Annotated in this window: 14 protein-coding genes; 7 read left to right on the forward strand and 7 right to left on the reverse strand. The window is 57.9% G+C overall.

From position 1 onward, the window contains the following. Positions 1-276: 276 nt before the first annotated feature. From ACX3P0_RS24695 to ACX3P0_RS24705, 3 genes are all read right to left on the reverse strand, one after another. Complete coding sequence (locus ACX3P0_RS24695; RefSeq protein ID WP_459092787.1) at positions 277-597, reverse strand: type II toxin-antitoxin system PemK/MazF family toxin; 321 nt, start codon at positions 595-597, stop codon at positions 277-279. After that, the gene (locus ACX3P0_RS24700; protein ID WP_459092789.1) at positions 591-845 is read right to left on the reverse strand and encodes an AbrB/MazE/SpoVT family DNA-binding domain-containing protein; all 255 of its coding nucleotides are present in this window, start codon (positions 843-845) and stop codon (positions 591-593) included. The genes ACX3P0_RS24695 and ACX3P0_RS24700 overlap by 7 nt, the downstream gene beginning before the upstream one ends. Before the next feature lie 101 nt (positions 846-946). Beyond that, entirely contained in the window at positions 947-1,354 is a 408-nt protein-coding gene (locus ACX3P0_RS24705) for a hypothetical protein (protein WP_459092791.1), read from the reverse strand. Positions 1,355-1,928: 574 nt separating this feature from the next. Between ACX3P0_RS24705 and ACX3P0_RS24710 the strand changes: the two genes are divergently transcribed. Both ACX3P0_RS24710 and ACX3P0_RS24715 read left to right on the forward strand, forming a co-directional pair. Then, on the forward strand, positions 1,929-2,159 hold the full coding sequence (locus ACX3P0_RS24710; RefSeq protein WP_459092793.1) for a WGR domain-containing protein: 231 nt from the start codon (positions 1,929-1,931) through the stop codon (positions 2,157-2,159). Positions 2,160-2,284: 125 nt separating this feature from the next. After that, entirely contained in the window at positions 2,285-2,563 is a 279-nt protein-coding gene (locus tag ACX3P0_RS24715) for an HU family DNA-binding protein (RefSeq protein WP_459092795.1), read from the forward strand. A 129-nt stretch (positions 2,564-2,692) separates the two neighbouring features. On the opposite strand, the gene ACX3P0_RS24720 is transcribed toward ACX3P0_RS24715, so the two are convergent. Further along, positions 2,693-3,043 carry a DUF736 domain-containing protein gene (locus ACX3P0_RS24720; protein WP_459092811.1) on the reverse strand — a complete coding sequence of 117 codons (351 nt, stop codon included), beginning with the start codon at positions 3,041-3,043 and terminating at the stop codon, positions 2,693-2,695. Positions 3,044-3,377: 334 nt separating this feature from the next. On the opposite strand from ACX3P0_RS24720, the gene ACX3P0_RS24725 reads away from it, so the two are divergent. Together ACX3P0_RS24725 and ACX3P0_RS24730 are read left to right on the forward strand one after the other, a co-directional pair. Then, complete coding sequence (locus ACX3P0_RS24725; RefSeq protein WP_459092797.1) at positions 3,378-4,073, forward strand: thermonuclease family protein; 696 nt, start codon at positions 3,378-3,380, stop codon at positions 4,071-4,073. A 69-nt stretch (positions 4,074-4,142) separates the two neighbouring features. Then, complete coding sequence (locus ACX3P0_RS24730) at positions 4,143-4,592, forward strand: universal stress protein (protein WP_459092799.1); 450 nt, start codon at positions 4,143-4,145, stop codon at positions 4,590-4,592. A 199-nt stretch (positions 4,593-4,791) separates the two neighbouring features. Here ACX3P0_RS24730 and ACX3P0_RS24735 read toward each other — a convergent pair whose 3' ends face one another. The 3 genes from ACX3P0_RS24735 to ACX3P0_RS24745 form a co-directional block, all read right to left on the reverse strand. Next, positions 4,792-5,106 (reverse strand): DUF736 domain-containing protein, encoded by a 315-nt coding sequence (locus tag ACX3P0_RS24735; protein ID WP_459092801.1) that lies wholly within the window; start codon positions 5,104-5,106, stop codon positions 4,792-4,794. Between the two features lie 766 nt (positions 5,107-5,872). Further along, on the reverse strand, positions 5,873-6,523 hold the full coding sequence (locus ACX3P0_RS24740; protein WP_459092803.1) for an FMN-binding negative transcriptional regulator: 651 nt from the start codon (positions 6,521-6,523) through the stop codon (positions 5,873-5,875). 65 nt (positions 6,524-6,588) lie between these two features. Continuing rightward, the gene (locus ACX3P0_RS24745; RefSeq protein WP_459092805.1) at positions 6,589-7,215 is read right to left on the reverse strand and encodes a helix-turn-helix domain-containing protein; all 627 of its coding nucleotides are present in this window, start codon (positions 7,213-7,215) and stop codon (positions 6,589-6,591) included. Positions 7,216-7,254: 39 nt separating this feature from the next. Between ACX3P0_RS24745 and ACX3P0_RS24750 the strand changes: the two genes are divergently transcribed. The 3 genes from ACX3P0_RS24750 to ACX3P0_RS24760 all read left to right on the forward strand — a co-directional run bounded on the left by ACX3P0_RS24750 (position 7,255) and on the right by ACX3P0_RS24760 (position 11,989). Continuing rightward, on the forward strand, positions 7,255-8,196 hold the full coding sequence (locus tag ACX3P0_RS24750) for an aminotransferase class I/II-fold pyridoxal phosphate-dependent enzyme (protein ID WP_459092813.1): 942 nt from the start codon (positions 7,255-7,257) through the stop codon (positions 8,194-8,196). Positions 8,197-8,543: 347 nt separating this feature from the next. Beyond that, the gene (locus tag ACX3P0_RS24755; RefSeq protein ID WP_459092807.1) at positions 8,544-9,230 is read left to right on the forward strand and encodes a transposase; all 687 of its coding nucleotides are present in this window, start codon (positions 8,544-8,546) and stop codon (positions 9,228-9,230) included. A gap of 383 nt (positions 9,231-9,613) precedes the next feature. Continuing rightward, complete coding sequence (locus tag ACX3P0_RS24760; protein ID WP_459092809.1) at positions 9,614-11,989, forward strand: type ISP restriction/modification enzyme; 2,376 nt, start codon at positions 9,614-9,616, stop codon at positions 11,987-11,989. Positions 11,990-12,045 lie beyond the last annotated feature (56 nt).

Consider the following 12,045-nt stretch of genomic DNA (forward strand, 5'->3'; position numbering starts at 1 on the left):
GACGATCTCTTCCGCACTGTGTCTCTTTCTGGCCATTTCTTAAGTCCTCCATCGGCTCAAAAGCCATACATAAGGGAGGACCACTTTTCAGGGGGCAGACCAGGGGCACGATCCGATCCGCTGCGGGCGCGCAATCTACTTCCGGAGAAAGGACATGGACGCCGACACCAGTCCGAACCGCTTCGTCAAAGCTTGATTTGGATCGTGCGCGCCGCACCAGGCCCCGAGCATTGGTACAACCAGGCCGGCATTGCGGGTGTCGTTGCCCAACTCGGCCTATTCCTCGTAGAGTTCGCGTAGCGTGCGCAGGGTTTCTGTCAAAACGTCGTCCGGCACTTCACCTAATCGCTTCACCAGTCTGCGCTTGTCCAGCGCTCTGGACTGCTCAAGCAAGATCAACCCATCTACCCCTTGAAATGATACCGACACTCGAAATCCAGCCGGGCGGCTTCCCGACGTCATCGGCGCGACAATGACCGTGCGCAGATGATCGTGTATCTCGGGCGGTGAAATGACCAGGCAGGGCCGGGTCTTCTGAATTTCACTGCCGACCGTGGGGTCCAGTGCGGCGAGCCAGACATCCCCGCGTTTCACCATGTGAGATTTGCATCTTCGTCGTTTCCGAACTCAGGCCACGTCAGTCCGTCATCACCGTCAGCGGCGAGACGCTGTGCATCCTGGGCCCAACCCTTGCGGACGGGCTCTACAATACGCTCAATAACGATCCGGCCTTCTTCAATGCGAAGATTGACGCTGTCGCCGGCCTGTGCGCCCATTTCGGCGAGCAACGGCTTGGGGATGATAACCCCTGCGGAATTACCGAATTTCCTGACTGCGCTCAACATTGCCGCCTCCTTGATCCTGACCATCTATATAGCAGCGTATTGCGCTCGTTACAACAATGTTGGTACGGCGATCGGTGTGGCAGCGAACCCGAACCGGCTCGTCAAGGCTTCCTGCTAGTTCGCGGCCGGTAGCGGTCGAACGGATCCTCCGAGCCCGGCGGCGCGAACCAGTCGAGAAACAGATTGTAGACGACCGCGAAGGCGAACATGCCAAGCGCCGACAACAGGAAGAACCACCATGGCATCGGCGCGACGCTCGGATTGACGAACACGCCGAGCGCCATGGGCAGCATGACGACCGCGGCAACCAGCATGAAAGCAGTGAAGGCGCGGAATGCGCAGGCTATGAAATAGAGCAGATGCCATGCGCCGTAGAAGCCGGCTCGACCGATGTACTCAAGCACGTTGAACGGCAGAGCAATCACAAAGGGCATCACACGATGTGCAGATTCCCGCCGCTGGATCGCGACGTGTTCGACCTTGTTGTCGCTATGCGTGTGATCTCCCATCGTCCAGTCCTCGTCATGCGCGTGAATAGTTTACAGCTTAACGGCAGCAATGGAATCCTTGACACCGCGTCCTGCACGAGCGGCCCGTAGATAAATTGTGGGGTCGGCCTGACAGCGGAGCATGGTCCACCGCGCTAGCAGTTTGCGCGCAAGCCGCGCAAACGTTAGCAGGAGCGATCGTCACCGAAGGGCCGAACTCTTCAGGGTTCGGTGAGCGCGAGCGAGAACGCGCTAGCTTTTACGCAGCCTACCCCTCCTGAAATGCCCGAATTCCGCCGCTAGATTCGCGGCTGCAGCTGCGTTGTCCACCTGTGCCGGCAACATAGAAGATGTACCCAGCGGCAATGCGGCGTTTTCCACAAGGCTCCGGCCGTCTCTTCGGCGCTATTTGAGAGCGCGTTCCGGCCTCCGCCTGCTCACCCCGCTGGGGCTCGACCCTCCGGGTTGGAAAAGGCGCTTCCACCCAAACTCGTTACCACCGTCCGACACATCATCAGAGACATGAATCGTTTATCGCCGAGCGATTCATATTACTCATTGGACGAAACAGCCTGGCGTCCCGAAACCTATCGGGATGAACACACTGCATCTGCGTCGTATCGATCCTACCCGAAACATGGCGCGGTTCTACGTGCTGTCCGTTCAGCCGACATTGTTCGGCGGCGTGTCGGTAGTCCGTAACTGGGGTCGGATCGGCACGAGCGGCCAGGCCATGATGCAGACGTTCGATGAAAACGTGGACGCCGACAAAGCGTTCGCGCGGCTGGCGCGTAGCAAGGGCAAGCGCGGATACATCGCTCCTTAGGTAGGAACACGCCAAAGTCTGTAGTTTTCCGGGGATTTTGACGCGGCAGGTCATGTGTGCCCTACCGCCGTCGTGACATTGCGTGCCACAGAGTTGCTGGTAACAACACAAAGGAGCCAGAACTCATGACCACCGCGAATGAAATTGCCGACAAGATCGCGACCGACAACGGCCTGACCAAGGCGCAGGCCAAGACCATCGTCGACAGCGTGTTCAAGCAGATCACCGATGCGGCCACTGGCGGCGCGGAAACCAGCTTGCCAGGATTCGGCAAATTCAAGGTGAAGGAAACCCCGGCACGCGACGGCCGCAACCCATCGACGGGTGCGACCATCAAGATCGCCGCGTCGAAGAAGCTGACCTTTACGCCGGCGAAAGCCATCAAGGACGCGCTCAACGGCTGATCCTGAGCCGAAGATCCCGTCGGAGCCACGAGCTTTTTCGGCGGCAAGATTGCCGTCGGTCATGCGGGTGGCACTACCGATGGAAAAGCGCGAAGGCTCCGCCTTGCGGCGGAGCCCTCTTGCCGGGTGTCAGTCCCGGTTCGGCCGGGACCAGATCAGCTGAAGGCCTTCCTCGCCTTCCACCTCGATCAGGGTGGCGTAGATCGGAGCGGGAAAGCTCGGATCGTCCAGCTTGACCGAGAGGTAGTCGCGTTCCGTCTCCTTCGAAACTTTTTGCCAGGCGGCACCTAGCTCGACATTGCCCGCGGCGAGGATGCGGAAGTGGGGGCCTTTGTCGGAAGGGTTCTCGACGCGGATCAGCTTGGCCTTGACGTTGAGGTTAAGGGTCTTGATCTGTCCGGAGAAGCCGTTGCCGGTGGAGGTGAAGGCATCCAGACTATGCCGACGGGCGGGAATTTCAGCTTTGGCGTGAAAATGCATCTCGCACTGACCGACACTGCCCTGGCCAGCAGGAGTCCGGTATCCCGATACAGCCAAGCACCACCCCGTCACGCTCATGAATTGCAGGCTTCCACGCCTGCCAATGCGGTAGCATGCGTTGTGCCATCTCGTCCCTGCTTGTCGCTAGCTGGCAATGATGGTTAGCTGAGGGTGGGCTAGAGGGGATTTACATGAAAGCGTTTATTTCAACGTTCGCCATCGCCATGATGGCGCTTACCACCGTTGCCGCAGCACACGGCGGTGGCTGCCGGAAAAGCTCACCGCCGGGGCAATGCTGCCACATGGATAATAGCACTGGCTTGGTCCACTGCCATTGAGGATCGCGGCTCTATTTGCTGTCACGGTTGCGCTCGTCATAACGGCTTCGGCAAACCATCAGCTAGTCGGCCGCGCCAGCATTATCGATGGCGACACGATCGAGATCCACGGTGAACGTGTTCGCTTCAACGGCATCGACGCGCCGGAGAGCCGGCAGCTTTGCCAAGACGCGAAAGGCCGTGACTACCAGTGCGGCCAGATCGCCGCCAACGCGCTCAATGAATTCCTCTCACAATCACGGCCGACCCGTTGCGATTTTGTCGAGCGTGACCAGTATGGGCGTTTCGTCGGCAACTGCTATCGAGCGGATGGCTCCAGCGTTCAGCGATGGCTCGTTAGCAATGGCCATGCGATGGATTGGCCGCGCTATTCACAAGGCGCCTATGCTACCCAACAGTCGGCAGCACGCTCAAAACGCCTAGGCATTTGGGTTGGCAAGTTTCAGCCTCCTTGGGAATGGCGATCTGCCGAGGGCAAGATTGCAGTGGCGCCGGTCATCCCGCTGGTCAGCGCCGCTGGGAACAGCGACTGCAAAATCAAGGGCAATATCTCCCGCAAGGGACAACGCATCTACCACGTTCCCGGTCAAAAATATTACGCAAATACCCAGATTACCGAAGGCAAGGGTGAGCGCTGGTTCTGCACCGAGGATGAGGCGCATAAGGCAGGCTGGCGAAAGTCGAAGACGTGATGCTTGTCGGTCGGGGTATTGGTGATTACCTCAGAGGGTGATGCAAGACCGGCCTGAAGGAGACAAGCGTTGTACAATCATATTCTCATCACCACTGACGGCTCGGACCTGGCGCAGCGGGGCGTCGATCAGGGGCTATCCCTGGCAAAGGCGCTTGGTAGCAAGGTGACTGTTATTACCGCCACCGAGCGCTTCCCGATACAGGGGGCGTCCACAACCGGCGGATGGGTCGGCAGCCCTGTAGACTACGAGCGTTATGACGAGGGTCAAAAAGAGTTCGCAAACGACATTCTTTCTGCGGCCAAGGCTGAGGCGGGCAAACTGGGGATTAGCGCCAATACGATTCACGTTCCAAACGAACATCCCGCCACGGCAATCCTGGAGGCAGCGGCAAGCGCCGATTGCGACTTGATCGTCATGGCCTCCCATGGCCGACGGGGTATTCGCAAAATGCTGATGGGGAGCCAAACGGCGGAAGTTCTCGCCCATAGCCACACCCCGGTCTTGGTAGTGCACTGATCGGAGAACCCTGCAGGGCGACGGGAATTTGTTGTTAAGCGGGGGGGGCCAAAGTTCCGCCTATCTCGATTATGCTTGGCGACTGCGCCGAGAAACCGTCGCACCATAACATCTGGCATCGCGATGAGGTCGTGGTTTCATCGGTAGCCGAGCAATGCTCGAAGGCCCCGCCTTGCGGCGGAGCCCTCTTGCCGGGGTATCAATCCCGGTTCGGCCGGGACCAGATCAGCTGAAGACCTTCCTCGCCTTCCACTTCGATCAGGGTGGCGTAGATCGGATCCGGGAAGCTCGGATCGTCCAGCTTGACCGAGAGGTAGTCGCGTTCGGTCTCTTTCGAGACCTTTTGCCAGGCGGCACCTAGCTCGACATTGCCCGCGGCGAGGATGCGGAAGTGAGGGCCCTTGTCGGAGGGGTTCTCGACGCGGACCAGCTTGGCCTTGACGTTGAGGTTGAGGGTTTTGATCTGTCCGGTGAAGCCGTTGCCCGTGGAGGTGAAGGTGCCGATGGTAGCCATTGTCTCATTCCCTTTGGTTTCTCGGGCCGCGCCTACCGCGACCTCGATGGCAGTCGACAGGCCGGTGGCGATCGGCTCGCACCCCGAAGGGGCCGCAATGCAATGGAGGACGGTCGGGTGAGACTTTCTTGATGCGCGAGGAATGACGGCAAAATCGGGGTCCCCGCGCGGCTTACCGCGCGGGGTGGTTTCGTCAGGGGAAGAAAGTCGAGGCCGGCAGTTGCGAGGTAAGAGCGAGACGAGCGTAGCGCGGTCAACCATCGGTCAGACATGCCACATCGAGAACGCAGGTGGGTGTGCCCTCTCAAAAAACGGCGGGAATGAAGACAGGCGACTCCTCATCGGCATCACCGCGGGGCCACGACGACGGTCAGGTGCGATCAGACCCGCACCTCTCCGTCACGCCTTGGCCACTCCGAAACATCCGTCCAATGACAAGAGCGACACCGCCGCCTCTTCGCCTGACAATTGATCTCTGCGCCAGAAGCGGAAATCGATAGGACGGCTCGTCTGCCTAGCCTTGCTGGAACCTGATCCCTGCTCGAACTATACCACTCTGACCGGTATGGAAGCCATGGTCCGAAGCATTGGGCGGCTCCACCGAACGCTTCACCAGGAAGTCGCTACTTGGCTGGGCACGAACGTCGGCTGGTGGGAGAATTCGGCCGGCCGAGCGCCTGCAACACCTTGGCACGGAACCAGGCATCGTGGGCCGGCTGCTCCCGCAGCGCTCATCCGAAAGCTGGCATTCGAGGGCGAAGCTGGTTTACTGGCCTGTCTGATCTGATTTCCGCTGAGCCGCTGCGAGCATTGCCTGCCCGACTTTGTATTCGCCCTGCGAATTCAACGTTTCTCCCGCGCTGCGAATATCGCGCAGCTCCTTGTTCTGGCTGAGCTTGGCCTTTCCGACAAGGCGCGTAATCTCGATCTCCAGACCAACAATAGCCTTCACCATCGTGTCGATGAATTCACGGGGTGCATCACCCATCTTCCAGGGCACCGTCTGGCTTGCTTCATGCCTGTGCGTCAGTTTAGCGACATTTCGGCGAACATACCGCTCATCGTCACGGACGGTGACCTTTCCGTGAGCGTGTGCGACGATGTAGTTCCAGGTCGGAACCTGCTTGTGAAACTCGTGCTTGCTTGGATACCAGTTCGGCGAAATGTAGGCGTCGGCAGTGCGAAACACCACCAACACCTCATCGCCGGTCGCGATATCCTGCCAGACCGGGTTGTTGCGTGCGACGTGGCAGCGAAGCGTCCCGTGATCTCCGCTCGTGCGGTCGAGATCGAAGGGAATATGATTTGCATCGAGCCCGCTTGATCCATGGGTGATCAAGATGCCGAGCGGGTGTTTCTCGATCAGCTCGTGCAGAACCTCTTGGCTTGGCTCATCAAAATGGGCGGGAACGTACATGGCGCTTCTTTCTTCAGAGGAGTGGACGTTTATTTGCAGGTTGGTCTTGCGGATTTGGCTGTTCGTCAGTTCTCCAAGGATGCTGTCTCGTCCGCAGTGCCTCCCCTTTCCAGGACCGACATGGAAAAGCGAGCGGGCAGATCGCCCGCTGCGGCGTAGGAATGCTCCTGATCAGTGACCAGCCGCGCGCCTTCGCCAGCATTCAGGATCAGTGTTTCGGCACCGACACGAACCGTTAGGCTGCCTTCAGCAACCGAAATCAGCTCGCGTGTATCTGGGCTGTGTCCATCGGCTCGAAACTCGTCGCCCGGCATGATGGTCCACGACCACAACTCGAACATGGTCGGGCCCGAGGTGGACACCTGAAGCTGTGCCTGGCTGCCCTTGGGGCTGGTCCACAAGGTCTTTGATGTGGAGCGCTCGATCGGACAGCCCGACGCGCCGTTCGCCGGATTGCTCAGGAGATCTGAGACAGAGAGCGAAAAGGCGGCAGCCAACCGGCACAAGACGCCGATACTCGGGTTGGCCTTGCCTTTTTCGAGAGCCACAACTGTGCCCTTGGAAAGGCCGGTGAGCTTGGCAAGTGCGTCGAGGCTCAGCATCTGCTCGTGCCGGAGATTTTGGATTCGGCATGCAAGCACCGAGCCTAGCTGTTGCTCGGTCTCAGCAACCATTAGACGAAGGCAATTCATGTCGGCCGCAGCGTCGATCCAGCGACCGGCGCTATTTCGATCCCCTTACATACCAGCACGACCTTCGAACGCGGTGGCGATGGAACGTTCAGCTCCGGCTTTGAATATATCCGGGGTGGGAATCCAACGCGTAACGCTTTCGAGGCTGCAATGGCCTCGCTCGAAGGAGGGAGCACGGCTCTGGCCTTTTCCTCTGGCATGGCCGCGATCACTGCCGTGTTCGAAGGGCATGCCACAGAAGGTCGTATCGTCGTGCCGGACGATATGTATTTTGGGATCCGCTCGCTCATTGAAGAGACGGATATCGGTCGACGTTTCGAGTTCGTTGCCGTCGACATGCGTGATCTCGACACGTTGCGGGCGACTGTTACGGACGCGCCGACCAGCCTTGTCTGGATCGAGACGCCATCAAACCCGCTGATCCGCGTCGTCGATATCCGCGCAGTCAGCCAGATCGCACATGAGGCCGGCGCGCTGGTTGTCGTGGACAGCACCTGGGCGACACCGGTGCTTCAACGTCCCCTCGAACTGGGCGCAGATGCCGTCATGCACTCGGCGACGAAATACATTGGCGGGCGGGCGGCGAGCACGAAGTCGAGCTCCCCGTCACCACCACGCCGATCGGAGCGATTGCCCGTCTGGAGAACGCGCTGGGCAATTTCGAAGGGGAGCTGGACGGATATCGGCGCCGGGTCGATGACGCTCGGCGTCGGTTGGCTTCCTATCAGGCTCGTGTCGGTGGGGTGTTCGCCTTTGCCGCCGATCTCGAGCGCAAACGCGATGAGCTGGCCGACGTCGAGGCGCAGCTTGCCGCCAGCGACGGTATCAACGAGCCTGCAGCTGACGACGCGATGGCGGCGTGACGCGGACGCCCCTCAATTTCGGGAGGCGTCGATTTTCTCGGAGAGCCACGTCTTGGATTCCCAAAAGTGCGCTCTTTCGCCTCCGTTGCAAAGGTCGGAACAGGTGTCTCACTCATAATAGCCTCGCTCGTTGCGCCTCATGTCCCGGGCCGAAATCACCCGGATTCTCGTCTCGCTGTCCCGATAACGACGTTGAAGATGTAGAGCCGGAAGGGAATGCGTAGGGTCGCGATACCTTTGAACTGCAAAAACTGGGACGGTGAGATTGGTGTCGGGGGCACCTACAAATCGGCTGGTGGTAAACCGGTGTTGTGGCAAGGGAAGTGGCTCCAATCATTGCTTGCTCGACGGTGGTCTCATCCGATAAAGCTCACCGCGAGAGATAAGGCCTGGACGTTGGATCTGCGCCAAGCGACATGAAACAGCGACCTGTCGTGCAAATCGCTTCTCATCAAGGACGGGACTATGAGGCACCAGACTCGGCCATTCATCGTGGAGGTCAAACACAAGCGGGGCAATCCCAAGCAGAGCCTCTCGATCTGGGGAGATCTTGACTTGTCCGCTATTGCCGCAGAGACAAAACGGGAGTCCGAGGAGATGAAGCTGCCAAACCTTCAGCTTATTGACTCTCATACGCTACCCATCGATGCTGAAGTTGGGCATCAACCGCAAGCGGAGCATCTTATGGCCGACCAACAGGAAGCTGAATCAGTGCAGATCGGCACCGGGGTACCTGCGAAAGCAGAAACAGATCAAGTAAAGAAGAAGGCTCCGCCGCCAAAAATCACAAAGGCGCAACCAAAGCGGTCAGCGGCGAAAGCAGCCGCCAAGCCAATGGTATCGGCGTCTGAGCCTCCTGTTCGCGCCAAGGCGCCCCGCAAGATCTACTCCGCCAAGGAGCGCACTCAGATGCTTGGCCAGATTGAGAAGTCGGTCGGTCGTGGCGAGAGCGTCAAAAGCGCCACACGACAAGCCGGCATCTCGGAGCAGACCTACTATCAGTGGAAGAAAACCGCTGCACCAGCATCAGAGAGCGGCGACCTGAAGGACCTGATCGCGCTCGAGGAAGAGAACAAACGTTTGAAGAGCCTCCTTGCCGAGCGTCTCCGCAAGGAGAATGCAGAGTTGAAGAAAAAGCTCGGGCTCGGCTGAGCGCTGCCTCGAATTCAAAGCTCCCGATCTCGATCTTAACGAGGACGCAGCCGCGCAATTTGTTATCGATCGCAAGATTGGACAACGCTGCGGTCCCGCACGCGACATTTGGGCCGATTCCAGACAGGCAGCTTTTCGGCACCGACGGCGGGATAGCTGCCATTTGTCGGGAAGCGGTCAGCGTGACCGCTACCGACCCCATCTCAGACATTGATGCTAGGTGCTAAATTCCTGAAAGCTGCCATTCAGATAACCAAAAATACCGGTTGGATCGGGGCCGCCCTCTGACAGTTCGGATAAGGCGAAAGAGTAACAAAAGCTGACATGAGAGTTTGCGCCTGATAGCTCTATCCTGTGGCCATGCGGCCTCATGAGGGAATCGCTTGAGCCGTCAGATAATCAATGAATACCGCGCCGACCTCGATCGGTTGCGAGCGGCCTCAGGCAGTCGCCGCGAAAGCGTGCTACGGGAGGCCTTCAAAGACCTGCTTAAACGCTGGGGCCGCACTCACGACCTGCAGTTCGTTCCCGAACACGACATCGTCACTCCACAAAAGAATCGCATCTATCTCGACGGCGCGCTGCTCCACGCCTTACGTGTACCGTTTGGTTATTGGGAGGCAAAGGATGCCGATGACGATCTAGATGCCGAGATCGCAGCCAAATCACGAAAAGGCTACCCGCGCGACAACATTGTCTATTCCGACGACCATGTCGCCGTGTTGATCCAAGACGGGCACGAGGTAGCTCGAGCGGTGATGGATGACACAGATGCGCTACTCCCACTGCTCGCTCGCTTTTTTTCTCACGAACGCAAGGAAATCGCCGACTTCAACGCGGCGGTCCGTCAGTTCAGCCTGGACCTGCCGGCTGTGCTGGAAGCGTTGCGGGATCTGATCGCCCAAAAGCGCGAGACTTCCAAGTCGTTCGAATTCGCGGAAACCACTTTCCTTCACCATGCACAGGAAGCAATCAACCCGACGGTTACGCAAGGCGATGTGCAGGAAATGTTGATACAGCACATTTTGACCGAGGACATCTTCGCAAAGGTGTTCGATAACCCCGACTTTCATCGCCAGAACAATGTAGCCTCCGAACTCTACAAGCTTGAGGGCGAGTTGTTCGGACGCGGCGAGAAATCTACCCTGCTGCGTGCGCTCGCTCCTTACTATTCGGGCATCGCTAAGACCGCCGCTGTGATCCAAAGCCATTCGGAAAAACAAGGCTTCCTGAAAGGGCTCTACGAGAATTTCTACAAGGTTTACAATGCTAAGGCGGCGGACAGGCTCGGTGTGGTCTACACACCTGGCGAGATCGTTCGTTTCATCATCCGGTCTGCCGATTGGCTATGTGAAAAGCACTTCGGAAAAAATCTTGTTGATCGCGGGGTCGAAATTCTCGACCCCGCCACCGGTACCGGTACCTTCATCGTCGAACTGCTTGAGCATTTTCGCGGCAACCACGAAAAACTGCGGCACAAGTACAGAGAGGAGTTGCATGCGAATGAGATAGCAATCCTTCCTTACTACGTCGCTAATCTAAACATTGAGGCAACCTATCAGACGATCACCGGTCAATTTGCGGAATTCGGAAACCTCTGTTTCGTGGACACCCTAGATAACGTGGCGGCGCTCGGCATCTACGCCGGCCACCAGTTCGATCTTCTAGGATCGCTGACCGACGAGAATGTCGAGCGCATCAAGCGTCAGAACCGGCGCAAGATCAGCGTTGTCATCGGCAACCCGCCGTACAACGCATGGCAAGAAAACTTCAATCACAACAACGCCAATCGGCCATATGAGCGGGTCGATCAACGAATAAAGCAGACCTACGTCAAGGAAGGATCGGCGCAGAACCAAAGCAGCGTGTACGACATGTACACCCGGTTTGTGCGCTGGGCCTCCGACCGCATCGGAGATGAGGGTATCATAGCGTTCGTGATCGGTCGTAAGCCTATCGCCAAAGCCGCGTATGACGGCTTCCGAAAGGTCGTCCAACGCGAGTTCAGTGAGATCTGGCTGTTGGACCTCGGCGGTGATGTTCGTGACAATCCCAAATTGTCGGGAACGACCCATAACGTGTTCGGTATACAAACCGGAGTCATGATCGCACTATTGGTGAAACGCAAAGGAATGATCGGGGCGAACATTCACTACGTCCGGCGACCCGAGATGGAGACCGCCGCCGATAAGCTATCGTGGCTCGGTCAAGCCTACTCGTTCGAGTTCACGCCGTACGACCTTATAAAGCCCGACCATAGAAACGATTGGATCAATCAATCGGAAGGTGGCTGGGACCTGTTTCTGCCGCTAACCGATCCTAAAATGAAGAACGACGATCGAATGACTGCGACAAGGGCCATCTTTAAGGTCGTTTCCAGCGGTGTTCAAACAAAACAAGACGATTGGGCTTTCGGAGAAACCCCAGAAGCCGTCGCCTCAAAGATGAGTTACCTCATCGAAGAGTACGGTCGCGCAATGCAAGCGGGAGACAGATCACTTGCGAATATAAAGTGGCACCGGGAACTGGGGCGTCGCTTCGATTCAAAAACCCGAATTGCGTTCGACCCGGAGAAAGTCACGCCGTCTTTGTACCGCCCATTTTCGACCAAATTTATGTACTTCGACCGTCTCACAAACAGCCAGTCCTTCCGGCTTCATGACATTTTCCGGGGTGAAATGAACCGTACAATAGCCTTTCTGGGTGTTGCGTCTGGTCTGCCCCCTGAAAAGTGGTCCTCCCTTATGTATGGCTTTTGAGCCGATGGAGGACTTAAGAAATGGCCAGAAAGAGACACAGTGCGGAAGAGATCGTC

The sequence above is a fragment of the Mesorhizobium sp. A556 genome, assembly GCF_054489545.1.

Bases quoted from the DNA above. Each gene is read 5' to 3' on its own strand.
- ACX3P0_RS24745 (WP_459092805.1), bottom strand. From the start codon at position 7,215: ATGAATTGCCTTCGTCTAATGGTTGCTGAGACCGAGCAACAGCTAGGC.
- ACX3P0_RS24710 (WP_459092793.1), top strand. From the start codon at position 1,929: ATGAACACACTGCATCTGCGTCGTATCGATCCTACCCGAAACATGGCG.
- ACX3P0_RS24715 (WP_459092795.1), top strand. From the start codon at position 2,285: ATGACCACCGCGAATGAAATTGCCGACAAGATCGCGACCGACAACGGC.
- ACX3P0_RS24700 (WP_459092789.1), bottom strand. From the start codon at position 845: ATGTTGAGCGCAGTCAGGAAATTCGGTAATTCCGCAGGGGTTATCATC.
- ACX3P0_RS24740 (WP_459092803.1), bottom strand. From the start codon at position 6,523: ATGTACGTTCCCGCCCATTTTGATGAGCCAAGCCAAGAGGTTCTGCAC.
- ACX3P0_RS24735 (WP_459092801.1), bottom strand. From the start codon at position 5,106: ATGGCTACCATCGGCACCTTCACCTCCACGGGCAACGGCTTCACCGGA.
- ACX3P0_RS24695 (WP_459092787.1), bottom strand. From the start codon at position 597: ATGGTGAAACGCGGGGATGTCTGGCTCGCCGCACTGGACCCCACGGTC.
- ACX3P0_RS24755 (WP_459092807.1), top strand. From the start codon at position 8,544: ATGAGGCACCAGACTCGGCCATTCATCGTGGAGGTCAAACACAAGCGG.
- ACX3P0_RS24705 (WP_459092791.1), bottom strand. From the start codon at position 1,354: ATGGGAGATCACACGCATAGCGACAACAAGGTCGAACACGTCGCGATC.
- ACX3P0_RS24720 (WP_459092811.1), bottom strand. From the start codon at position 3,043: ATGCATTTTCACGCCAAAGCTGAAATTCCCGCCCGTCGGCATAGTCTG.